The following is a 24,276-nucleotide window of genomic DNA, read 5'->3' as shown; positions in this document are numbered from 1 at the left end:
CTTATCATTTATAAAATCCATAGGTCAAAAAAAACTTCACTTCAAGAGGACGATTTTTTAATGTAAATTATTTTTGTATAACAGGATAATAGGGTGAAGGATAGGTTGTCGTGGGTTTTTAACTCATATTTATTTCCTAGACGTTCGTTCTTTATGTTTGATATGGTCGCAAAATTTATATATTTTGCTAAAAAAATGGATTATGGCGAACAAAAAAGAGAAAGAAGATAGAAAGCATGTATCTGTCGTTACAGATCAATCGTTGCATTTTTTTGAACGATATATTAATAATCCTTCACCTACGGGGTTTGAATGGGAGGGACAGCGTCTGTGGTTGGATTATCTAAAACCTTATGTAGACGATACCTATATTGATCATTATGGTACTGCTGTAGGGATCATAAATCCGGATGCTCCTTATAAAGTTGTGATCGAAGCACATGCGGATGAGATTTCATGGTTTGTGAATTACATTACAAAAGATGGTTTAATTTACGTTATCCGTAATGGAGGTTCAGATCATCAAATAGCGCCTTCTAAAAGAGTGAATATCCATACCGATAAAGGTACTGTTAAAGCTGTTTTTGGCTGGCCTGCTATACACACACGCTCGGGAGAGAAGGAAGAAGGACCGACATTAAAGAATATCTTTTTGGACTGTGGTGCAACATCGAAGGAGGAAATAGAAGCTATGGGGATTCATGTAGGTTGTGTAGTTACCTACGAAGATGAATTTATGGTGTTAAACGACAGGTATTATGTGGGAAGGGCTTTGGATAATCGTGCCGGAGGTTTTATGATCGCGGAGGTAGCTAGGCTTTTGAAAGAGAATAAGAAGACGCTTCCTTTTGGTCTCTATATTGTGAATTCTGTACAAGAGGAGATCGGTTTACGCGGGGCTGAGATGATTGCAAATTATATTAAGCCAAATGTTGCTATCGTTACCGATGTTACACATGATACGCAAACACCGATGATTAACAAAATTACCCAGGGTGATCTCGCTTGTGGACAAGGTCCGGTCTTATCTTATGCGCCAGCGGTACAGATTAATTTAAATCGTCTATTGGTGGAGATAGCAGGCAAAAATGATATTCCGTTTCAACGTCAAGCGTCTTCGAGGTATACAGGTACGGATACGGATGCTTTTGCATATTCGAACAGTGGAGTGCCTTCGGCGTTGATTTCGTTGCCTTTGCGCTATATGCATACGACGGTTGAGATGATTCATAAAGAAGATGTGGATAATGTCATTCGATTAATTTATGAAGCGTTATTGGCTATTGAGGACGGTCAAGATTTTCGAACTTTCACGCATTAATCTTTTTTTTTAATTTTATTAATATATTTAATCAACGGATAAGAAAAATAATTTTTAGCAATGGATGTCAATTTTATGGATTTGAAGAACAAGAATAACGAAGGACAAGAAAATAATGAGCTGAGTATCGAATTAAGTGAGGAAATAGCAGAAGGTATTTATAGTAATTTGGCTATTATTACACACTCTAACTCTGAATTCGTATTGGATTTTATCCGTGTTATGCCGGGGATTCCGAAAGCAAAGGTGAAATCGAGAATTGTGCTTACACCTGAACATGCGAAAAGGTTATTGGGGGCTTTGCAGGATAATATTAACCGCTTTGAGGCAATCAATGGAACCATTAAGACCAATGATGCGGCGCTTCCTTTGAATTTTGGGGGACCAAAAGGAGAAGCGTAAGCTTTCAATAGATTTAAAAAAAGAGAACAGAACTGTTCTCTTTTTTTTTGGGCCTATTTGAGAAGAAAGGATTTTGTTATAAACGACTGTCGATGGACAAAACCCTATATTGTACTGCAGGAAATGGAATCAGTCGATGGGTACGAGGTGTAGGTTTCTTATCTATTTTTGCTTTTATTTTTGTTGTTTTTCAATGTGTTTTTTAAAACTAAATCCGTTGTCGAGTTGTTGTCTTGTTGTAAAGTTTAAGTACAAATATGGATATACAGGTAAGGAATTTGACGGCAAAGGATTATAAGGATTTGAAAAAATCAATGGAAAAGGCTTATGGTGCAGATGGTGAGGTGTGGACAAGGGAGAATATTGAAGATTTGATCCGTTTATTTCCCGAAGGACAACTTTGTGTGGAGCTCAATGGTCGTGTTGTTGCTTGTGCACTATCGTTGATTATTGATTCGAAGAAAACCAATATATACAAGAAGTATTATGAAATTATCGACGATGGGAAATTTACGACCCATGATTACGACGGGGATACGCTATATGGGATAGAGGTTTTTGTACATCCCAATCATCGTTCGTTGCGCTTGGGGCGTCGACTCTATGATGCCCGAAAGGAGCTCTGTGAACAAATGAACTTGAAGAGTATTGTCGCTGGTGGACGAATTCCTAATTACCATAATTATTCAGATAAAATGACTCCGCGAACTTATATTGAAAAAGTGAAACGGAAGGAGATCTATGATCCTACATTAACTTTTCAACTCTCGAATGATTTTCATGTAAGCAAAATATTAAAGAACTATTTGCCGGAGGATAAGGAGTCAAATGAATTCGCTACATTATTGGTTTGGGACAATATTTATTACGAACCAGATGCAAAATCGAACTCTGCAACACGACAAACTATTCGTTTGGGACTGGTACAATGGCAAATGCGACTGTTTAAGGATATCGAAGAGTTTTACGATCAGGTGGAGTTTTTTGTCGATACAGTAAGTGATTATGGAACAGATTTTATTATGTTTCCTGAGTTTTTCAATACGCCTTTGATGAGTCCTTATAATGATCTTCCAGAGCGGGCGGCAATGGAAAAATTAGCTGAATTAACCAACGAAATTGTGGATAAAATGCAGCAATTGGCTGTTTCCTATAATGTAAATATCATTGCTGGCTCCATGCCCGTGATGGAATATAAGAAGCTGTATAATGCTTCTTACCTCTGCCATAGGAATGGAAAACTGGACGTGCATAAAAAGATCCATATAACGCCCAACGAAAGTAAATACTATGGTATGGTGGGCGGAAATGATATTCAGGTTTTTGATACCGATTGTGGAAAAGTTGGCTTGTTGATTTGTTACGATGTGGAATTTCCAGAGGTGAGTCGTATTATGGCCGATCAGGGTATGCAGATGCTTTTTGTTCCTTTTATGACGGATACGCAAAATGGCTATATGCGTGTTAGGGCCTGCGCGCAGGCACGTGCTATTGAAAATGAGTGTTATGTGGCGATTGCGGGTTGCGTAGGAAATCTTCCTCGGGTAAATAACATGGATATACAGTACTCTCAATCTGCTGTGTTTACACCATCGGATTTTGCTTTTCCAAATAATGGTATAAAGGCGGAAGCGACACCGAACACGGAGATGGTGCTTATTGCTGATGTTGATTTGTATGCACTTCGTGATTTGCACGAGTATGGAACGGTGAAGATCCTTAAAGATCGACGAAAAGACCTTTATACGGTAAACTTATTGAAATAAGCATATGGAAAATCTCATAGTGATTGTACTGCGCTCTTTGGCTGTGTACTTTTTCATGTTGTTGGCTATCCGATTGACTGGTAAAAAGGAGTTGTCTCAATTAAATACCAGCGATGTCGTATTGATCTTGCTAATTAGTAATGCCGTACAGAATGCAATGGTTGGACCGGATACCTCATTGCTCGGGGGATTGGTGGCGGCGGCGGTCCTTTTCTTGATGAATTTTCTGTTGAAAAACTTTTTATTTAAGCATGAAAAATGGCGTAACCTATTCAATCAAAAACCTGAAATACTTATTCATCATGGAAAACTGGATTTTACGACATTAAGCCGATTGAAAATAACAAACGAAGAGCTGCAAGAGGCTATGCGCGAACATGGCGTAGCGCATTATCGTGATGTTCGTCTAGCGATGTTAGAGATCGATGGTAATATTAGCATTATTACTAATGAAGATGGTATGAGACAGACCATCTTCAAAAGAAAACACCCACACAAACACTTGGATGTTAATTGATGAGGGGGATGAAACAGGATATTATTCTGTTACTTCTTGGTAATCTTCTGATTTTGGAATATGTGCGATAATGGGGATCCATTCCTCGGGCACAGCGGTTAATTTACGCGCTTGTAAATTTAGCCAAGCGCCATCAACATTTACTGTCGCAGCCTTTATGCCGTTTTCTTTGTAGATTTCATGCCGAAAAGAAAATCGAAAGTTTTTGGTGTTCAATTTTGTCAACTCAACACGGACATCAATAAACTCATCAAGGCCAATTTCCCGATGGTAGATGAGCTCCTCCCGGAACAAGATTGGCCCAATATGTTTTTTTGCAAATTCATCAAGTGACAGGCCCAAGCTTTTTAGCATGTTTGCGCGGGCTTGCGCACAAAAGTCAGCATAAGCCGAATGTCTTAAATGCCGGTTGGGATCGAGCTGCGACCATAGTACCTGACCTTCAAAGAAGCTGTTTTTCTTGTCCATACGTTATATAAAGATAAGAAAATCTCTTTTATTTTTCTCTTTAAAGGGGAGATACCATTTGCATAAGAATGGCCGTGAGCCAACCTCCATAAGTTCCTATGGCATATCCAAAAACGGCTAATATGACACCTACGGAAACGAGAGAAGGGTGGAATGCTGCTGAAGTTACCGTTGCTGAAGCTACTCCTCCGACATTGGCCATACTTCCCACAGCGAGATAGAAAAAAGGAGCTTTGATAATTTTACCCACAATGATAAGTAGTAAGGCATGAAAGCTAATCCAAAGAAAGCCTACTAGAAATAATCCAGGATTACTCAAAATTGACGATATATCCATCTGCATGCCTATTGTTACGATAAGCATATATAAAAGTGTTGTCCCAAGTTTGGACGCGCCGGCATGCTCTAGTTTTCGAGCTGGTGTAAAAGAGAGTCCGATGCCAATAATTGTTGCAAAAAGAATGATCCAAAAGAAGCCATTGGTAAGTGAAAATTTTTCCAATTGAGGAAAATTTTCGGTCATATAGGTTGCTACTGGTGTAGATAACCAGGTTGCTAAACCTGTTCCCGCTAATGCTAAACTAAGCATGAAGATGAAATCTTTGGTTTCTGGTATTCGGCTATGTGTTTTGCTTTGTTCGTCCATTCGTTTGGTGAGCTCTTGCACATCCGATGCATCCGCTTTAAAAAAGCGATCCAATAACTTCGTTTTATTAGCTCCATATAGTAATAAGGCCATCCATATGTAGGCAATAAATACATCGACAGCTATAATGGCTGAAAATAAGGAAGGAGAAGGTTGTAGTATTTCCCGTAACGCGACTTGGTTGGCACTTCCTCCAATCCAAGATCCTGCTAGTGCACCTAGCCCACGCCATACTTCATCAGGACCGGCACCACCAACAGCCTGTGGAGCGATAAGAGAGGTAACCCACACGGCCAGTGGACCTCCTAGGATAATACCAACTGTACCAGTGATAAACATGAGTCCTGCACGTTTGCGCAGGTTCCATATTTCTTTGAGGTCTAGGTTGAGTGTAAAAAGAATCAAGCAGGAGGGTAAAAAATAGCGACTTCCTATCCCTGCAAGTGGGGAATTTTGCCCATCAATGATGTGTAGAGAATTTAAAATTCCCGGTAGAAAATAACACATGAGTAACGGTGGAATGACGGCGTAAAATCCTTGGATATATTTATTTTTTAAGCTGGAACTGTAAAAAACTAAACCCAGTACCATCATTAAAAGCCCGAAAACGGCCGCATGATCGCTGATGAGAGGGGTGACTTCGTTGCTAGTAGCTTGCATAATTTGATGGTTATTGCTATTTTGGAAGTGAAAATAGATAAATATTTCGGAACAACCATCTTTTTATTGCTTTTTTTGCATGAAGTTGCGTTATTTGTTTTAAAATATGGGTATAAGTGCAGTTTTATTGGTGTATATTTATGTTTTTATAGGCAAAATTGTTAAATCGGTTTAAGGAGAAGTTAGACGAGTGAAGATTAAGAATAATTGCGATAGTCATATGGATAGAATTAAAGTTTTGGTTGTTGGTTGTGGGAATATGGGGGCATCGCATGCCCTTGCCTATCATCAAATGGAAGGATTCGAAATCGTGGGGCTTGTCGCTCGAGGGGCTAGTAAAGATCAGCTCAATGCTCGGCTTGGAGGGGCATATCCCACCTTCGATGACTACGAGCAAGGTCTATCGCAGACTAAACCTGATGCTGTTTGCATCTCAACTTATCCAGACACCCACGAGGCCTACGCCCTACGTGCATTCGAAAGTGGAGCACATGTTTTTTTAGAGAAACCAATAGCGACTACAGTGGAAGGGGCTGTACGTCTTGTAGAAGCTGCTAATTTCTATCATAAGAAGTTGATTATTGGTTACATATTGAGATACCATCCCTCTTGGAATAAATTTATTGCGGTTGCACGTACATTAGGAACACCACTCGTGTTTCGGATGAATCTAAATCAGCAAAGTCAAGGATATATGTGGGATGTGCACCGAAACCTGATGAAGAGTCTTAGTCCCATTGTCGATTGCGGTGTGCATTATATTGATGTAATGTGTCAGATGACTGACGCGAATCCTGTTCAGGTATCTGCTATAGGAGCGCGATTGACGAATGATATTCCAAAGGATAATTATAACTATGGACAGCTTCAAATTCGATTTGATGATGGTTCCGTAGGATGGTACGAAGCTGGTTGGGGACCGATGATAAGCGAAGCTGCTTTTTTTGTGAAAGATGTCATAGGACCTCTCGGTTCCGTTTCTATTGTTGCCAAAGACGCTGCCGCTTCAGGTAATTCGGATCTTGTCGAAGCGCATACAAGAACAGAATCTATACGCGTACATTATGCCGATATGGATGAGAATAATAGTTTTATTCGTGCCGATGAGTGGATTGATCTCCAAGATGAACCAGATCATCAGGGATTATGCAACCGTGAACAAGCTTATTTTCTTCGCGCAATACGAGAAAATATTGATCTTTCTAAATCGATGCAAGATGCTGTGAATAGCTTGCGAATTGCTTTAGCTTGTGATGAGTCTATTAGAGTTGGGCATGCGATATCTCTTTAGATGATTGTTATGTCACGAAAGAGAACGTAACTATGGACTATTTAGGATACGAAATGAGGTTCGTCTATTGATGCGTCGGCCTTCGTCATCATCATTTTTTGCAAGCGGTAAGGAGGAGCCATATCCTTTTACTTGGAGTCTGTTGTCGTTGATTCCGGCAGAGGTTAAATAGTTTTTTACCGCTAAAGCTCGTTTTTCGGATAAGACCTGATTACTCGCATCATTTCCTGTATTATCTGTATGCCCCCCAATTTCTATCCTGATTGTGGGATTGTTTCTTAAAAACTGTTGGAGTAACTGAAGGTCGGATAGGGACTCAGGCAGAATATCATATTTGTTTAGTGGAAAATAGATGTTGTTGAGTGTGCCCACTGCGTCTTTTTTGATGGGGTGAAGAAGTATTGTTGTTTTAAATTTTTCATCGGTAAATCGATCGTCATCGAGCGCGTATTGTTGTGACTCGAACATATAGCCAGCTTTCAGCACTTGTAAGGCATAATTTTGTCCGATGGGAAGGGATATGAGGAAAGTTCCGTCTTCGGGGTCACTTATGTCGTCAATGATGATTTTACCTTGTGATGTTTCAACGACTTGTATTTTGGCTTGTATGGGCTCTTGGGAGATGGCATCTGTTACGACTCCCTGAATATAGGCTATGGGATAAGGTCTAGTTTCTGTGGCGAGTGCAAATGAAAAAATATCGATCTGACCGGTGCTATCTTCTGAAGAAAGGTGTCCAATTTTTCCATTCATGCTCACATGCAGGGAGGTTTGGTTTCTGAAGTTATTAATCCGATTACCCATATTTAAGGCTGTACTCCAGTTTCCAATACTGTCTAGTTTGCTCATGAAGATATCCTTCTGTCCAAACCCCGGCCAGCCATCTGATGTGAAATATAATGTTTTAGAATCTGCGTGAATATAAGGTGCTGATTCGTCAAAAGGGGTGTTGATTTGTGGTCCTAGGTTTTTTGGAGCTGCCCATGTACCATCGGAGTTCAGTGTAGACTTATAAATATCATATCCTCCGAAACCGCCCAAACGATTGCTGACGAAGTAAAGTGTTTTTCCATCAGCGGAGATGGCGGGTTGTGCTTCCCAGCCTCTTGAATTTATAGGTTGGCCAATGTTGTGTGGCGTGGCCCAAGCGCCGTTTTCAAATTTTGACACATAGATGTCGCAGCTCCCTAGTCCGTCGGGCCAATTGCAACCTGTAAAAAAGAGGTGCTTTCCATCTGGAGAGATGCAGTGGGCACCTTCGTTGTAATTATCAGAGTTCACTTGGCCCACTAGTTTTGTGGCTTCACTCCACCTGCCATCGCGCCATATGCTTTCGTAAAAGTTTTCTTGTTGTTGCGTTTTTCTTGTGAAAATTATTCGTTGATTGTCCGCAGTCAATTTAGGAAAGTACTCATCATCAACGGTGTTGATGCTGGTAGGCAGCAGCGTTAGTTGGTAAGGGAAGTCTGTTCCTATATAGTTTTTTGCAAATTGACAATCTGCTAGGTATTTGTTTATCTTAACTTTTTGCTTGTCATCTAATTTGGCAGATGCGATATAACGATGGAGCATCTTTTCAGCATCCGCGTACTTTCCCGTGAATAGGAGTGATTCACCGAGCCCAAAGTACGTGAAATGCGTGAGGTTAGGATCGATCGATAGAACGTTTAAATAGGCTTCTGCTGCATCTTTATATTGTTCTTGCTTACGATATATATCACCCAGTTGCTGTTGTGCAGTAGCAAAATAAGGGTCATAGGCTATTGCAGACTGTAACTCTTGAATGGCTTTTTCAAAAGCATTGATACGTAAAGCTTTGTTGGCTTCGACATAAGCAGCTTGTGCACGTCTATTGGGCGAAGGTTTCTGACCGAAAGCATTTGTCGTACAGAGATAAAGGCATAAAAGTAAAAATCTCCAATCCATGATCAAAGATGCTTTATCTAAAGAAAACTACAAAGCGCGCAAGGAATAAATTTTTCTGCGTTAGGGAATATTGAGATATTTATGCGTTTGTAAGGAGATTTCCCATTGTGGGTTTTCTTTCACGTAATCAATAATAAGTGGCGTCATTTCCGCTGCTTTTGACCACTCCGGTTGTAGGTAGAGCTTACATGATTTTCCTACAAATTTGGCATGTTCTTCAGCCCATTTGAAGTCACTGTTGTTAAAAACGATAATCTTTAACTCTCCTGCCGCATTTAAAACATCTGGTCGGGGGCCTTTGAATTTTTTAGGTGATAGGCATATCCAATCCCAATAACCAGATAGGGGATAGGCTCCTGAAGTTTCGATAAACGTTTGTATTCCCTCTTCTTTCAGGCGTCTTGTGAGGTGATCCAGATTGTAGATTAGGGGTTCTCCTCCAGTAATGACAACCGTTTTTGCTGGATGTAATTTTGCATTAGCAACAATTGTTTCTGCAGCTGTCAGTGGGTGCAGTGCCGCGTCCCAACTCTCCTTTACATCACACCAATGACAACCGACATCACAACCTCCTAAACGTATGAAATAAGCTGCTTTTCCTGTGTGATATCCTTCGCCTTGGATGGTGTAAAATTCCTCCATTAGAGGAAGTAAAGTGCCGTCTTCTGGGACTTGATTTGACATGTTTTAAATTTTGAGAGTACAAAGGTACGAAAAATAGGTCGATAAAAGTGTGACGAGTCTTTTTTGCAAAAGGAAATGACGTTAAAGTGAAGAATTTTAGAGTGCTGGTGCTTAGCCATATCCGGTACGATTGCAGAAATAAGAGCCGCTTATTGGAAAGACTTACTTTTACAATGGGGCAATACCTCATTTTTACTTGTCTTTCAATAGCGGAATATGTCATCTTAAAATAGCGTAAAACGAAACATTAAATTTTATTTTACCTGTCTAAAAGGTATCTTTGAAAAATTGTCAACGTGTTATTACAGCTGTTTTTGTAGGTTCATGTATACTGATCGTTCAAATACTTAACAGTGCGCTTGTTTGTACTGGTGTAATTATCACATTATTAACATATTAATTTATATAAATCATAGTCGTAGATGATTAACATTACATTGCCTGACGGATCTGTACGTCAGTATGAAAAGGGAACTACTGCCATGCAGATTGCCCTATCAATTTCAGAAGGTTTAGCTAGAAACGTGTTAGCTGCCGAAGTTAACGGTGAAATTTGGGATGCTTCTCGTGCTATCGAGGGTGATTCCAATGTGAAGCTTCTGACATGGAATGATGAGAAAGGTAAATCTACTTTTTGGCATTCTTCCGCCCATTTGTTGGCCGAAGCTTTGGAAGCTTTGTATCCGGGAATTAAATTTGGTATTGGCCCGGCTATTGAGACAGGCTTCTATTATGATGTAGATTTTGGGGATCGGGAATTTTCTTCGGATGAATTTAAGCTTATTGAAGACAAGATGCTGGAATTGGCGAAGCAGAAAGAAGTCTTTGCCCGTACCGCCGTTTCAAAAGCGGATGCGCTTGCATTTTTTACAGAAAAAGGGGATGAGTACAAACTAGATCTTATCAAAGATCTAGAGGATGGTAAGATTACCTTCTATACACAAGGGAATTTTACGGATCTATGTCGTGGCCCGCATATTCCGAATACAGGATTTATTAAAGCAATAAAACTGACAAATGTTGCTGGCGCTTATTGGCGCGGTGATGAGAGCAGGAAACAGTTGACTCGTATATATGGTGTCACTTTTCCAAAGGCTTCTGAGTTGTCGGATTATTTAAAGTTTATTGAGGAAGCGAAAAAACGTGACCATCGTAAGCTGGGTAAAGAATTGGAACTTTTTGCGTTCTCTGAAAAAGTGGGAGCAGGATTACCATTGTGGTTGCCAAAAGGAGCTGCATTACGCCAAAAACTGCAGGATTTTCTACAGCGCGCGCAAGTGAAGGCTGGATATGAGCCGGTGGTTACACCACATATAGGCCATAAACAATTGTATATCACATCAGGACATTACGAAAAATATGGCGCGGATGCTTTCCAACCTATTCATACACCGGTTGAAGGGGAGGAATTTTTCTTGAAGCCTATGAACTGTCCGCATCACTGTGAGATTTATAAGACAAAGCCTCGTTCTTATAAAGACTTACCTGTACGCTTTGCCGAATTTGGTACTGTGTATCGTTATGAACAGTCGGGAGAGTTGCATGGATTGACTCGGGTACGTGGATTTACACAAGATGATGCCCATTTATTCTGTCGTCCTGATCAGGTGAAGGAAGAGTTTAAGAAAGTTATCGACTTGGTATTGTATGTGTTTGGTGCTTTAGGATTTGAAGATTTCACTGCGCAGGTATCGCTGCGGGATCCTGAAAATAGATCGAAATACATAGGTTCCGATGAGAATTGGCAGCTTGCAGAGTCTGCGATTATAGAGGCAGCGGCAGAAAAAGATTTGCCAACAGTGGTCGAGTATGGTGAAGCAGCGTTTTATGGACCGAAGTTGGATTTCATGGTGAAGGATGCATTAGGTCGTAAGTGGCAATTGGGAACAATTCAAGTAGACTACAACTTACCGGAACGCTTCGAATTAGAATATACAGGTAGCGATAATCAAAAACATAGACCGGTGATGATTCACCGTGCGCCGTTTGGGTCGTTGGAAAGATTTGTTGCCGTTCTAATTGAGCATTGTGCGGGGCAATTTCCGTTATGGCTTGCTCCAGAGCAGTTTATCGTCTTGCCAGTGTCAGAAAAATATGAAGATTATGCAAAAAATCTTTTAGAATCTCTAAATAATTCCGATATTCGCGGACTGATTGACCTTCGAGATGAAAAGGTGGGCCGTAAGATCCGTGATGCGGAAGTGAAAAAAATCCCATATATGTTGATTGTCGGGGAAAAAGAGGTGGAAAATGGCACAGTTTCTGTTCGTAAACATGGGTCTTTGGATTTGGGTTCATTGGATCCACAAGCATTTAAGGAATTATTAATTAAAGAAATAACCGTTTAATTTTTAAACATTTGGCATTAACAAGAGGTGGTGGTCCTAGACCGCCAATGAGAAAGAAAGAACCAGAACATCGCATTAACGAATTCATCAGAGTGCCAGAGGTGCGTCTGGTAGGCGATAATGTAGAACAGGGAATTTATCCTACTCGCAAGGCATTGGAACTTGCTGATGGGTTGGAACTTGACTTAGTGGAGATTTCGCCAAATGCAGTTCCTCCTGTTTGTAGGATTATAGATTATAGTAAATTTATCTACGAGCAGAAGAAGAAACAAAAGGAAATTAAGGCTAACGCTAAGCAAACTGTTATCAAAGAGATTCGTTTCGGACCTAATACCAGCGACCACGACTTTGAATTCAAGTTGAAGCATGCCATAAAGTTTCTGGAAAGTGGAGAAAAGGTACGTGCTTATGTTCATTTCAAAGGACGAGCTATCGTATTCAAGGAGCAAGGTGAGATATTATTATTGCGTTTCGCCCAAGCTTTGGAAGACTATGGTAAAGTAGAATTACTCCCTAAATTGGAAGGAAAGCGTATGTTTTTAACGCTTGCTCCAAAAGCAGTAAAGAAATAAAAGAGTCTAACAGGTTGATATAAAATTTAATAGAATTATGCCAAAAGTAAAAACCAATTCCAGCGCGAAAAAACGCTTTAAATTGACTGGAACAGGTAAAATTGCAAGAAAAAGTGCTTACAAAAGCCATATCTTGACGAAAAAAACTACAAAACAAAAACGTAATTTGACACAAACAAGTTATGTTAATGATGCTGATTTGGGCAACGTAAAACGTATGCTTGCAATTGGTAAATAGTTTTATTTCAATTTTTTTAATAAATATTTTTTAACCGGGGATTAGGTTGTAAGATTGCTGAAAAACGTAACACCTCATGCCAAACTAAATTTTAATACATATGCCACGTTCGGTTAACGCAGTAGCTTCTAGAAGAAGAAGAAAAAGAATCTTGAAATTAGCTAAAGGCTATTTCGGATCAAGAAGCAAAGTTTATACTATTGCTAAAAATACAGTAGAAAAAGGTTTACAGTACGCTTACCGCGACCGTAAAACCAAAAAACGTGAGTTCAGAGCTTTATGGATTCAGCGTATCAACGCAGGTGCTCGTCAACATGGAATTTCTTATTCTCAGTTGATTGGTAAATTAAATGCTAAAAATATCGGTTTAAACCGTAAGGTATTGGCTGACTTAGCATTGAACCACCCAGATGCATTTAAAGCAGTTGTTGACGCAGTAAAATAGAGTTTTTAACCACAGTCAATTTGTTAGATATTTTTTTAAAAGGAGCCTCGAGGCTCCTTTTTTATTTACGTTAAAAATTGTTAATTGTAATTTTTTCTATGGTTACTTGTTGGAAATTAGCTAGTTTTGAATAGCTAATCCATCAAATAATGTCCTAAAATGGTTCTTAAAAAGAAATATATATCTGCTTTTTTTCTATTAATGGGGCTTTTTACAGCCACAGCGAGTAATGCAACTTCTCTCTCTTGCCAGAAAGGAATAGATCCTCCGAAAAATGATCTCATTGTTATATTTCAACATGGCAAAGTTATTAAGGTAGAAGGAGAAAGTAATGAAAAATCAGTCCGCACTACAGGAGAGGAAACTTTACAGATTGCAGGTTCTAACAATATAATATACGCAAAAGGCGGCTTGAAATCCTTGATCATTAACGGTATGAACAACGAAATATACGTAGATCGTATCAATAATGTGAAAATTGAGGGGGGAAATAATCTTGTTAGTTATAAGATGACTGCAGACCTTTCAGGAAAACCGCGTGTAGTGTCGAAGGGCTATAATAATGATATCGTAAAAACAAAATAGCTTTTTATTTTCTGTTTTATTTTTTATATTGTAAAGACTAAGATGGAGGCTATTTATGGAGAAGTTAACGATTTCAATTGTCTTTCAACCCTGTGAAAAAGGGATTCGCTTCATTGCGTCTTTAAAGCAATTGGTGCAGCGTTTATTGAATCAACGGTATCCAAGTTGTAACTCCAAAGCGCATATTAGTATCTGTAAAATAGAGGTTTCTGAACAGGAACTGCAACGTATTATTGGCTTGTTATCAGAACGACTGCGGTTCGAACATGCACAACATATCTACTTTGATAATTTTGCGACTTTTCCTTCGTCTGGTACCTTTTTTATCGACCCTACGGCACAATCCAAAGCTTTCCTGAAAAATAAAATGCGAAAGGTAGCGGAGGAAGTGCAGAAAGTTGTTTCTGCAAAGCGAATAGCTGAACCCCATTTGACTATAAGTCGAGGTCTAGATCCTCAAAATTTGGTTGCTATGCGCTCGGCGGAAGAATTTCAACAGATCGATTTTGATTTCTTTTGTCAAGGGATAACGCTACGTAAGTTTAACCCTACTATAATGCAATATGAAGCTTTCCTAGAAATTCCTTTCGGAAATGAAAAGGCAAGTAGTTTCGAGGGTGGGCAGCTTAGCTTTGGGTTTTAACGGGCTATCTTGTCAATCGCTTCTTTCAATATTACCAAGCTAGTTTCCATTTCCGTAAAATCCAAATGTCCAAATCCAATTCGCATAGCTGTTATGGTTTGGTTTTGATATAACGTGTTTCTAGGAATAAAGAGGTTTTTCTTTAAGCAGGATTGGTGTAGGAGAGAAAGATTTACAGCGGTATGAAACGGCATCCAGATGGCGAGTCCGCCAGAAGGAACTAACACCTGAGACCAAGAAGCAAATTCATTATGCAATATCGTGGTCATATAATCTCGCCTTTCCTGATATATTTTTAAGGATTTTTTTAAATGTCGATCGATTCCGCCTTCTTCGATCATCTCGCCCAAGGCTTGTTCCATGAGGATATCACCTTGGCGGTCGATAATTCCCAATTGTTTACGCATTTCTACCATAATGTCGGCGGGGGCGACTATAAATCCTGTTCGGAACCCGGGAGCAAGTGATTTTCCAAAGGAACCTACATAGATTACCATGCCTGTAGAATCGGCAGTCACTAGCGGTAGAATCGTCTTTTTTTCATAATGAAAATCATAATCATAATCATCTTCCACAATAACAAAATTAAATTCTTGGGCGAGCAATAAAAGGGCAGCCCGTCTTTCGGCACTTAATGTTACTGTGGTGGGATAGTGTTGCTGCGGCGTTACGTACAACATTCGTATCTTCGTTGTACGGCATATGTCCCTTAGTATGTCTGTGTTTATACCTTGATCGTCAACTGGAACGGTGCGTATTAGAGCTCCATTTTTCTGAAAGATCATATTGGCTGAAAAGTATCCTGGAGCCCCTACGACCACAATGTCGTTTGTACTCAGTAAGATTTCGGAGATAATGAATAAGCTCATCTCCGTGCTGCGTGTAATAAGAAGATTTTCTGAAGCAATGGACAGGCCGCGAGACATACGAAGGTAGATCGACAGTTGATCTTTAAAATATTCGCTGCCTTCACTGTTGTGATAGCCCATCTTTTTTCGATTTCCTTTTCTCTTTAACACGGCACTGTATAATCTTGATAGTTCACTCACTTGTGTTAGACGTATGTCGGGTACGCCATCGTTGAATACATGTTCACAGTTATGTCTGTCTGGTGGAATATCCAATAATATGGAACGCTTATAGGAGAATCCAGTTTTCTTTGGGTATTGTACCTGTTCTGATGAGTTGATGTCTTTTTGAGGAAGGATTGTAGCGACGAAGGTGCCTTCATTTGGCTTTGCTATAATCCAACCTTGCGAGGTGAGTTCGTCATAGGATGCAACAATGGTATTGCGATGTACATCCAACAATAGGCTCATGCTTCTCGTGCCTGGAAGTTTTGTGTTTGGCGGTAGAAGATTTCTTTGAATAGCTTTGATCAGTTGATTTGCAATCTGTATATAGATCGGCGTCAATGCGTTTCGATCAATGTGGATAAAGTTTCCAAATGGAATTGCTGCTGATTTAGCCATATGATAAACAGTCTTCTTTGCTTGCGCTTAATATAACATATTTACTTCAAATCGAAGAAAGTGAATCTGTGAAAAGATACATCCTTTAAGCAAGTGATAAAAGTTTGATGTATGCAATATCCCCATTTTCAGGGATTGAGTCGTTTAAGAATTGTATCTATTTTTGGAATAATTAAAGTATATAGTATAGTAGTTCGTGCTCAAACTGTTTTCTATTTTGTGTTTCACAATGTAGGAAACAGTTTTTTGCTTTTTTATCCGAAAGGGAAATCTATCTCTACAGTTGTTCCCAATTCCTGAGAGGATTGTATCTGCATGTTACCTTTTAAGAAATTTACACGGGATTGGATATTGATTAGTCCTGCAGATTTTTTTTCGGTCGTTGAAGGTACATCGAATCCCTTGCCATTGTCTTCCACAGTCAGATGTATTGTATTCTCTTCTTCAACCAATTGTATTAATATTTGATCGGAATCTGCATGTTTAACAGCGTTGTTAACCAATTCTTGGATAATACGATAGGTTATCAGTTGTTGTTCTTCCGATAATCGTCCTGTGTAATGTAAAAATTGTGCACTGACATCCAACGTTGCGTGCGACATTCTTTGGGCGTAGTCTGATAAGGATTCTTCAAGACCGTATTTTTTCAGTAGGTCAGGCATAAGGTTGTGAGCAACTCTCCGGAGTTCGTTTACTGCGATATCGAGTTGATCTAGGGATTCTTGTACTTCTTTTTTAGCGGGGACATTGATTCTATCTACAACTTGTGATAAATTTATTTTTGTGCCAGATAATAAACCTCCTAATCCATCATGTAAATCACGTGCTAAACGGCCTCTTTCTAATTCCTGTCCGTCCAACATCGCTGTCAACGTAGAAATTTTAGAATTTTGTCGTTCTTTCTCTAAAGCGAGAAGATGAAGCTCTTCTTTTTGGAGCATGCTTTTCGAACGTTCTCTGTAAGCATAACTGAGCGCTAAGATAAATAAGAACAATACTGCGGCGAGTATACTGTAATTTCTGTTTAGTTTATCCTTATATGATAATTGGTTTTGTACATTTAAAATATCCTGTGCACGTTGTTGTGATTCTAAACGGGATAATCTCAGTTCCTGTGTTTGTTTTTCACGTTCTAGATCGGCCAGTTCTAATTGTTTTCTTTGGTTATCTTCGTTTAATTTCGAGTTCTGAAGTTCTTGCTTTTGCTGTAAGGCTAGCACTTGCATGAGTTTGATCTGTTGCTCTTTTTTTTCTGACTCAAGTTGTAACCGTACCATATGTTGTTCTTTCCGCTCTCCTTCAAATTGCGCTTCGATACGTCTTCCTTGTTCCATTTTTTCTGTATCATATACCGATGAAAAAAGCTGTATATAATCTTTGTAATAATGAATGGCTTTCGTTAGATCTCCTTCTGTTTCATAGATCTCTGATAAATTTAAATTGATGTTCATGAGAATCTTTTCATCAGCAAGTGGATCCTTCATGATTTCTGAAAGAGATTTTAGCAGGTAATTCTTGGCATTGGCTAAATTATTCTCTCTTAATTCTATTTCAGCTAATATGCCGTAGGCCGATGCGATTTGTGTGTAATGTTGTGTCTCTTCGGCTTTGGCTATAGCGAGATTAGCATAATAAAGTGCCTTTGTTTTGAAAGTTTCTGGATAGTAGCGCATGTACAAATTTGCAAGGTTTAGTGCTGCGAAGGATAAGTTTGAGCCAAAAGGAATACTTGTTTCGTGTTGTTGATGAAAACTAATCGCCTTGTTGTAATATTCTTCAGCTAGATCCCGCATTTTGATCTCGTTCGTATTGTTGATGTAATGCTGCTCGTACATGTTGCCCATTAACATGTAGCTACTGAAAATGGCCGATGGTTCGTTTTGTTTGATAGCGACATCTAAAGCCAATGTGGTGTATTTTTCTTGAAGACCAAATTCTTTCCAGTCGGAATATATAGAGGCCAGTTCTGTTAAAATGGAGGACTTTCTAGCATATAGTGTTTCGGATACAGGAGCTTCTTCCAGCCATTTTAGTCCCTCGAGAAAGGATTTGACGGCATCGTTTTCCTCTCCGTTGCGAACATGCAGCCAGCCTATGGTATAACATACATACCCTCTAATTTCGCGGTCAGTAGATCTTAAGCTATAGGAAGTGGCTAGTCTGCTGTATTTCTTTGCTTGAACAATATCGTCCATAATACGGTAGTTCATCGAGAGAATGGCCGATAAATAAGCCGCATATTTACTGTCTTTGAATGATTCTGCTGCGTTTAGATTGTCCTTAAGGATATGAAGAGCTTTGTCTGTTTGCTGATTAAAAAATAATGCCTGCGCGTATCTACCTGCTATCTGCGCTCGACTTTCACTTCCAGCAGCTGTTGCTGTATATTTTTTCTCCCAATCTGTAATAATTTGCTGTGCTTGGCAAAAGCTGTGGGATAGTAGTATTGTCAGGAAGATGCAAAGAATTTTTATCGTGTTTCTGTCCATATTTTTGTGTAAATGTGCATAGGGTGACCACAACCTTGCTAAGATACAGAATATGGTGGGAATCTAAATCTAGAGCAAATCTAAAGATGCTTTGAAAAACATCTATAGCTTTGCTCTAGATGATGGCTTAATCGTTGAATTCAAAATAGTTCTTTTTACCGACGCGGATTTTCATGTTTTTTGTTGGCTTGATCAAAAACTCGGGATCGGTTTCTTTTTTGTTGTCGACTTGTATAGCTCCGCTTTCGATAAGTCGGCGTATCGCTGATTTAGATTGATTTTCTGCGAGTCGAAAACAAATATTTAATAATGAATTCTCTTTTTGGTAAGTTGGATTAGCTTTTATGGATATTGGTGTAAATACCTTATCGAAGAAATGTTTTTGCTGAAATTGTTGTTCAAAAAAGGCTTGTGCTGATTCTGCCAGCTCTTTTCCGTGATATTGCTCAACAATATTTTTTGCTATGCTCTTTTTGCTGTGTATAGGATTTTCTCCCGATGAGAGTCTCATCATTATTTCTTCCCGTTCTAATATCGTAAAATCGGTAGTTAAGCGTAAGAATTCTTCTATAAGATGATCTGGGATCGACATCGTTTTGCCAAACATATCATTGGGATGATCTGTGAGACCAATAATGTTGTTTAAGGATTTGCTCATTTTCTCTTTACCGTCAAGGCCTCGGAGTAAAGGTAAACACATTATTGCTTGTGCAGGGAGGTTAAAACTTTCCTGAAGCTGTCTGCCCATGGTACAGTTAAAAAGTTGATCTGTGCCTCCCATTTCGATGTCGCAGTTAATCTTTAAGGAGTCGAATCCTTGTAGGATAGGGTATACTAGTTCGTGCATGGCAATCGGAGTGTTTTCGGTGAATCGTTTATTAAAGTCATTTCTGTGCATGAGTTGTGCTACTGTGACATTAGAAAGAAGTCTGATGACCTCTGTAAAAGGCAAATGATCTAACCAGTCTGAATTAAAGACTATCTGTGCTTTGTCAACATCGATCACTTTAGATAGTTGATTGATATAGGTTTGCGCATTTGTTTGAACGTCGTCAAGACTGAGTGGCTTTCTTGATTTGTTTTTACCTGTAGGATCGCCTATTCTTGCCGTGAAGCTTCCCACGAGAATGACGATTTGATGGCCAAGATCTTGAAACTGTTTGAGCTTTTTCAGCACCACGGCATGTCCTAAGTGCAAATCGGGAGCAGTAGGATCAAACCCTAGCTTGATTCTTAGCGGTCTTTGTTCCTCTTGCGCTAATTCTAACTTTTCTAAAATCCCCTTTGTGGGAAGGATGATTTCGACATTTTCAGTCAGCTTTTCTATGATTTCCATAACTATATAAACAAAAAAAGCCCGAGCGGAATTGCTCGGGCTGCTATAAAACTAAGTGTAATTTCAGAATGTAGTAGGTCTAAACGTACACAACAAAGCGCCGAGCAACTATTAGACGATAATAAGTGCTAAAAAAAGGAAGACGCAATATGTGGTTTAATGTTTTCACCTCCGCAAAGGTAAAGAAATATTTTTATCTATTGTATATCAATTGTTGTTATCTAATGAAATAATGACTTATTTCGGGTTGTTGTTTTTTTTATTGTAAAGGTTGAATAAAACTATTGGAATTATAGATTATATTTGGTAACTATACCAATGAGAAGCATTTATGGAAAAGGAAAGATATACGAAAGTAGTATTTGCTGACGATTCGGAAATTCATCATCTGATCCTTGAAAATTTAATAAAGAGGTATTTAAATCTAAAGCTTCTTTATCAAGCGAAGGATGGATCTTTGCTTTTAGAAGCGCTGGAGAATGAAGAGGAAGTTCCGGACGTGGCCATCATTGATTTACATATGCCAGAGCTTAATGGCATTTTAACAACTAAAGTGTTATTAAAGCGGTACCCACAGATTACCGTTTATGGCTTTACGTCCTCTAGTGATGAGAAGGAGAAGGAAATGATGCTCGCAGCAGGTTTTCATAAAATATACGCTAAGAATGAACTTACAGCCTTATTAAGGGAAATATCTTGTAACGCTTGTGTCAAATAAAATATTATAAAAAAAGGTTTTCAAACGGGGAGAATGAAAACCTTAAATAACCAATTATAAACCTAAATTATGATCCTGCAAAGGTAGTAATTCTTTTTAATTTTCCAAATAGAAAAAACTATTGTTTTACCGCTTCTTTTTTAAGATATTCTTATTTTTCATAAGTGGACGGAATGTTCTTATTTTTGGCGAGGTGAATGTCTATGATTAAAAATTGATCGATAAGAAAATCATCGATTGAACTTACAGATGTACTATCGCTAAACTAAGGATAGCTATGTATGCGGTATCAGTACTTATGTTTCGTGAAATAAAAACAGTAGTGAGTTCTTCGATTAGATTAGAAGCGAGATATTCCATATGATCTTTTAAAATAAATTTAGTGTATATGAATAAAATTAACGATGTTAATGCTTACATAGCCGAAGAGCGCCAACAGCTTTTAAAGCACCCGCTCTATAATAAGATAACGCGTGTCGAACATCTTCAGAAGTTTACGGAAACGCATGTGTATGCCGTATGGGATTTCATGTCTTTATTGAAGGCGTTACAAATAGGGTTAACATGTGTAGAAGTTCCTTGGTTTGCAAGCCAATTTCCTACAACACGTTATCTAATTAATGAAATTGTTCTTGCGGAAGAATCGGATGAATATATAGATGGTCGGCGACTGAGCCATTTTGAAATGTATTTAGACGCTATGTTGGGGATTGGTGCTGATACACGTTCTATTCTTATGCTGTTGGAAGATTTGAAGGCGAAAAAAGAATTAAAGGAAGCTATTGATAATTTATCGATAGATCGACGAGTAAAAGATTTTTTAGACTTTACTTTCTCTACTATCGAAGAAGGTAAACTCCATAAAATAGCTTCTGCATTTACCTTTGGTCGTGAAGATCTTATACCAGATATGTTTACGTCTATTTTGAAAGGAATTCAAGGAGGAGCGCCAGCTGTAGATTTAAGTAAATTACTGTATTATTTTGAACGCCATATTGAGCTTGACGCTGATGAGCATGGTCCGTTAGCGATGAAAATGATCTTAGAGTTAGCTGGAGACGATGAGGAAAAGTGGTTGGATATTCAAAAAACAGCTAAAGAGGCATTAAAGAAACGGATTGCTTTCTGGGATGCTATTGAAGAGGTAATCATTCGCGAAAATGCTTTGGGCAATATTTAAACCAACTTTTAACTAGAGAAGTTATTGTTATGAAAAGATTTGAAATTGTATTAAATGAACATAGAAGAGGGGAATTAAGATTGTTGGCCGACGATGTTGCTGCGGGTAAGATGGATATATCCATACACTCCGATGTGTTGACAGTCTATCATACAGAAGTCGATCCCCAATTTGAAGGTATGGGCTATGCGAAATTATTGTTGAGTGAGCTGGTGAGAACTGCGCGGAACGACGGTTTAAAAATTAAGCCTTTGTGTCCGTATGTACATGCACAGTTCAAGCGTCATCCTGACGAATATCAGGATATATGGTTGAAAGATGAATAACACATAATTTGGTGCTTGATTAACCAAGACTGACTGGTCTTTGGCGATAGAGGTATTTTTGTACACTTTTCTTGCGGGCTTTTGGGAGCAAGACATGTGATATTATGTACACGAATAAGAATTGAATGATAAAATTAAGGGCTAAATTCATCAAATGGAATATAGAACACAAATAATCAAAACTTTGAAGTCCTTGGTTCATACGCGAAATTTGCTATTTGGTAATGTATTGAATATTGCTACTGCAGGTGAATTACGTGATATTATGGATGCTTTTGAAGAGGGCGATAGCTACGATTTTCAATTGGAACATGTTGCTGATCTCAAAGATCCAAATATTAAGAAATTAGTACACCTGATCAAACAGGTTGAAGAGCTTTATGAGGAAATTAAGGATACCAATAACATTCTTTCAGAGGAATTAGAGGAGCAGGAGACTGGAGAGGATTCGGATAATACCGATGAATGGCAAGGGGAACTTCCTTTTTAGTGGTAAAAGGATAAGTCTTTCTAATTATGCGCATAATTACACTTCCAGATCAATTCGGTTTTGATGCATTATGTCACGTGCAAGTTTACGAGTACATTAGCTCGAATCCGATTTCAAAGCAACAGATTACACTAAACAAGAATACGATTAGTTTTCTTTTAGAAGGTACAAAAGAGGTTATTTTCGACAACGCCTTGCTGTCTATCGATAGTTCTAGTTTCGTCATTATGAAATCTGGACATTGCCTTATGACAGAAAATCTGTCCTTAGGTGCGAATTATCATAGTGTTTTGTTTTTTTTCTCCACAGAAATGTTATTGGAATTCATACGGAAGTTTAATTTTGATAGAACGGAATTAGACCATTATAAGTCTGTCTTTTCCTTCTCTTATGATACATTTATTCAACGATTTGTGGCAAGTCTAATGGATGTTTCCCGTCTTTCTAAATTTTTGCAGGAAAAGTTATTAGCTGTGAAATTTGAAGAGATTATGCTGTATCTTATAGGTTTGTATGGAACCGATTTTCTTGAGGAATTAAGTAATAATGCCCACAGCGCAGGCCAAAAGTTTACGACCACCATTGAAAGCAACAAGTTGCGGAAATTATCTTTGAAAGAGCTCGCGTTTTTATGTGATATGAGTGTGTCTACATTTAAACGGGAATTTGAGAAATACTATACGGAGTCTCCAATGAAGTGGTTTCAAAATAAAAGATTGGAGTATGCCGATTATTTGCTTCAACAAGAAGGTCGGCTCTCTTCGGAGATTTATTTGCAAGTGGGGTATGAAAGTTTGTCGAGCTTTATTCAGGCTTACAAAGCTAAATATGGTCTTACTCCCCGTACCCGAAGAAAAAGTTGAACACTTTTCAACACTTTCTGAGCCAAAAGGAATAATTTATACAGGGTTGTCTCCATTAACTTTGTGGTATATATAACTATATACACAAATGAAGAAAAAAAACTTAATCTTAATTTTGTTCGTTGCTTGTTCAACGTTTGTTTTTAGTCAGACGACTTTCACTTTGACGAGTAGTGATTTAGGAGGTGAAGCGACTTTGACACAGGAATTTGGAGGATTTGGATGTTCAGGAGAGAATAAATCGCCTCAGTTGTCGTGGAAAAATGCACCCAAAGAGACGAAAAGTTTCGCTGTGACAATGTATGACCCTGATGCACCTACGGGGAGTGGTTTCTGGCATTGGGTTGTTTTTGATATTCCTGCAAACGTAAATGAATTGGTGACAAACGCAGGAAATATAGCGTTGCATCTAGCTCCAAAGGGCGCTATCCAAAGTGTAACTGATTATGCAATCAGAGGATTCGGAGGTCCCTGTCCTCCTGTCGGACATGGTTTTCATCAATATATCATAACTGTTTATGCGTTAAAAACTGATAAATTAGGATTGAATGAAAATACAAACCCTGCAATAGTGGGCTTTACTCTTTGGAATCAGACGTTGGCGAAAGCTAGTATTGTCACATATTACAAGCGATAGTACTATTGTAAAGTCTGATAAAGAAATTTATATAATTACAGTTGCCATTAAAGAGAGGGCCTTCAGTGATTTCGATGAAGGCCCTCTTCTTGATTAGGCAACAATTTTTCTATAGGCCGAGGTTCAATTCTTTCAAAACAGAGGCTTTCTTGTCAATTTTTTTAAAATAATTTGGTGTGCTAATTCTACAGCATTAATCTTTCAGAAGGGGCCTTTGATTTTTTCAAGAAGGTCTTTTTCTACTTGCTTTTTG

24 protein-coding genes are annotated in these 24,276 nt (G+C 38.6%); 17 read left to right on the top strand and 7 right to left on the bottom strand.

Annotated elements, in window-relative coordinates:
• Window positions 1-202 precede the first annotated feature (202 nt).
• From ACSZOX_RS18035 to ACSZOX_RS18020, 4 genes are all read left to right on the top strand, one after another.
• Window positions 203-1,321, top strand: a complete 1,119-nt coding sequence (locus tag ACSZOX_RS18035; RefSeq protein WP_437921581.1) for a M42 family metallopeptidase — start codon at window positions 203-205, stop codon at window positions 1,319-1,321.
• Window positions 1,322-1,381: 60 nt separating this feature from the next.
• Window positions 1,382-1,723 (top strand): DUF3467 domain-containing protein, encoded by a 342-nt coding sequence (locus ACSZOX_RS18030; RefSeq protein WP_437921580.1) that lies wholly within the window; start codon window positions 1,382-1,384, stop codon window positions 1,721-1,723.
• Between the two features lie 257 nt (window positions 1,724-1,980).
• Window positions 1,981-3,489: a GNAT family N-acetyltransferase gene (locus ACSZOX_RS18025; protein ID WP_437921579.1), complete on the top strand. Its 1,509-nt coding sequence runs from the start codon at window positions 1,981-1,983 to the stop codon at window positions 3,487-3,489.
• Between the two features lie 4 nt (window positions 3,490-3,493).
• Window positions 3,494-4,006, top strand: a complete 513-nt coding sequence (locus tag ACSZOX_RS18020) for a DUF421 domain-containing protein (protein WP_437921578.1) — start codon at window positions 3,494-3,496, stop codon at window positions 4,004-4,006.
• 21 nt (window positions 4,007-4,027) lie between these two features.
• On the opposite strand, the gene ACSZOX_RS18015 is transcribed toward ACSZOX_RS18020, so the two are convergent.
• Complete coding sequence (locus ACSZOX_RS18015) at window positions 4,028-4,474, bottom strand: acyl-CoA thioesterase (protein WP_437921577.1); 447 nt, start codon at window positions 4,472-4,474, stop codon at window positions 4,028-4,030.
• A 40-nt stretch (window positions 4,475-4,514) separates the two neighbouring features.
• On the bottom strand, window positions 4,515-5,780 hold the full coding sequence (locus tag ACSZOX_RS18010; protein ID WP_437921576.1) for a DUF819 family protein: 1,266 nt from the start codon (window positions 5,778-5,780) through the stop codon (window positions 4,515-4,517).
• Window positions 5,781-6,000: 220 nt separating this feature from the next.
• On the opposite strand from ACSZOX_RS18010, the gene ACSZOX_RS18005 reads away from it, so the two are divergent.
• Window positions 6,001-7,071 carry a Gfo/Idh/MocA family protein gene (locus ACSZOX_RS18005; RefSeq protein ID WP_437921575.1) on the top strand — a complete coding sequence of 357 codons (1,071 nt, stop codon included), beginning with the start codon at window positions 6,001-6,003 and terminating at the stop codon, window positions 7,069-7,071.
• A 30-nt stretch (window positions 7,072-7,101) separates the two neighbouring features.
• Here ACSZOX_RS18005 and ACSZOX_RS18000 read toward each other — a convergent pair whose 3' ends face one another.
• Together ACSZOX_RS18000 and ACSZOX_RS17995 are read right to left on the bottom strand one after the other, a co-directional pair.
• Window positions 7,102-8,997, bottom strand: coding sequence for an OmpA family protein (locus ACSZOX_RS18000; RefSeq protein ID WP_437921574.1), 1,896 nt, complete (start codon window positions 8,995-8,997; stop codon window positions 7,102-7,104).
• Window positions 8,998-9,057: 60 nt separating this feature from the next.
• A complete protein-coding gene (locus ACSZOX_RS17995; protein ID WP_437921573.1) occupies window positions 9,058-9,681 on the bottom strand; it encodes a 7-carboxy-7-deazaguanine synthase QueE in 624 nt (207 codons plus the stop codon).
• 422 nt (window positions 9,682-10,103) lie between these two features.
• On the opposite strand from ACSZOX_RS17995, the gene thrS reads away from it, so the two are divergent.
• The 6 genes from thrS to ACSZOX_RS17965 all read left to right on the top strand — a co-directional run bounded on the left by thrS (window position 10,104) and on the right by ACSZOX_RS17965 (window position 14,512).
• On the top strand, window positions 10,104-12,029 hold the full coding sequence (thrS, locus tag ACSZOX_RS17990) for a threonine--tRNA ligase (protein WP_437921572.1): 1,926 nt from the start codon (window positions 10,104-10,106) through the stop codon (window positions 12,027-12,029).
• Between the two features lie 47 nt (window positions 12,030-12,076).
• A complete protein-coding gene (infC, locus tag ACSZOX_RS17985; protein ID WP_437921723.1) occupies window positions 12,077-12,601 on the top strand; it encodes a translation initiation factor IF-3 in 525 nt (174 codons plus the stop codon).
• Between the two features lie 37 nt (window positions 12,602-12,638).
• A complete protein-coding gene (gene rpmI / locus ACSZOX_RS17980; protein WP_172391125.1) occupies window positions 12,639-12,839 on the top strand; it encodes a 50S ribosomal protein L35 in 201 nt (66 codons plus the stop codon).
• 100 nt (window positions 12,840-12,939) lie between these two features.
• Window positions 12,940-13,284 carry a 50S ribosomal protein L20 gene (gene rplT, locus ACSZOX_RS17975; RefSeq protein ID WP_437921571.1) on the top strand — a complete coding sequence of 115 codons (345 nt, stop codon included), beginning with the start codon at window positions 12,940-12,942 and terminating at the stop codon, window positions 13,282-13,284.
• A gap of 201 nt (window positions 13,285-13,485) precedes the next feature.
• Window positions 13,486-13,869, top strand: coding sequence for a DUF3060 domain-containing protein (locus tag ACSZOX_RS17970; protein WP_437921570.1), 384 nt, complete (start codon window positions 13,486-13,488; stop codon window positions 13,867-13,869).
• Window positions 13,870-13,924: 55 nt separating this feature from the next.
• A complete protein-coding gene (locus ACSZOX_RS17965) occupies window positions 13,925-14,512 on the top strand; it encodes a 2'-5' RNA ligase family protein (RefSeq protein ID WP_437921569.1) in 588 nt (195 codons plus the stop codon).
• Here the strand turns inward: ACSZOX_RS17965 and ACSZOX_RS17960 are convergent.
• The 3 genes from ACSZOX_RS17960 to tyrS form a co-directional block, all read right to left on the bottom strand.
• A complete protein-coding gene (locus tag ACSZOX_RS17960; RefSeq protein WP_437921568.1) occupies window positions 14,509-15,984 on the bottom strand; it encodes a PLP-dependent aminotransferase family protein in 1,476 nt (491 codons plus the stop codon). The genes ACSZOX_RS17965 and ACSZOX_RS17960 overlap by 4 nt on opposite strands.
• 254 nt (window positions 15,985-16,238) lie before the next feature.
• Window positions 16,239-18,473, bottom strand: a complete 2,235-nt coding sequence (locus ACSZOX_RS17955) for an ATP-binding protein (protein WP_437921567.1) — start codon at window positions 18,471-18,473, stop codon at window positions 16,239-16,241.
• A 127-nt stretch (window positions 18,474-18,600) separates the two neighbouring features.
• Entirely contained in the window at window positions 18,601-19,809 is a 1,209-nt protein-coding gene (gene tyrS, locus ACSZOX_RS17950; RefSeq protein WP_437921566.1) for a tyrosine--tRNA ligase, read from the bottom strand.
• A 331-nt stretch (window positions 19,810-20,140) separates the two neighbouring features.
• Here tyrS and ACSZOX_RS17945 point away from each other — a divergent pair, with 331 nt between their 5' ends.
• The 6 genes from ACSZOX_RS17945 to ACSZOX_RS17920 all read left to right on the top strand — a co-directional run bounded on the left by ACSZOX_RS17945 (window position 20,141) and on the right by ACSZOX_RS17920 (window position 24,023).
• On the top strand, window positions 20,141-20,527 hold the full coding sequence (locus ACSZOX_RS17945) for a response regulator transcription factor (protein ID WP_437921565.1): 387 nt from the start codon (window positions 20,141-20,143) through the stop codon (window positions 20,525-20,527).
• Between the two features lie 388 nt (window positions 20,528-20,915).
• On the top strand, window positions 20,916-21,707 hold the full coding sequence (locus ACSZOX_RS17940) for a DUF3050 domain-containing protein (RefSeq protein ID WP_437921564.1): 792 nt from the start codon (window positions 20,916-20,918) through the stop codon (window positions 21,705-21,707).
• 29 nt (window positions 21,708-21,736) lie between these two features.
• On the top strand, window positions 21,737-22,033 hold the full coding sequence (locus tag ACSZOX_RS17935) for a GNAT family N-acetyltransferase (RefSeq protein WP_437921563.1): 297 nt from the start codon (window positions 21,737-21,739) through the stop codon (window positions 22,031-22,033).
• 154 nt (window positions 22,034-22,187) lie between these two features.
• Entirely contained in the window at window positions 22,188-22,523 is a 336-nt protein-coding gene (locus ACSZOX_RS17930) for a hypothetical protein (RefSeq protein WP_437921562.1), read from the top strand.
• A 26-nt stretch (window positions 22,524-22,549) separates the two neighbouring features.
• Window positions 22,550-23,386: a helix-turn-helix transcriptional regulator gene (locus ACSZOX_RS17925; protein ID WP_437921561.1), complete on the top strand. Its 837-nt coding sequence runs from the start codon at window positions 22,550-22,552 to the stop codon at window positions 23,384-23,386.
• An 88-nt stretch (window positions 23,387-23,474) separates the two neighbouring features.
• A complete protein-coding gene (locus tag ACSZOX_RS17920) occupies window positions 23,475-24,023 on the top strand; it encodes a YbhB/YbcL family Raf kinase inhibitor-like protein (protein ID WP_437921560.1) in 549 nt (182 codons plus the stop codon).
• The last annotated feature ends 253 nt before the right edge of the window (window positions 24,024-24,276 follow it).

The organism is Sphingobacterium sp. LRF_L2 (assembly GCF_965644235.1).
Classification (GTDB): domain Bacteria; phylum Bacteroidota; class Bacteroidia; order Sphingobacteriales; family Sphingobacteriaceae; genus Sphingobacterium.
The sequence above is the reverse complement of the archived record's forward strand: the minus strand, read 5'-3'. Positions and strand labels throughout refer to the sequence as shown.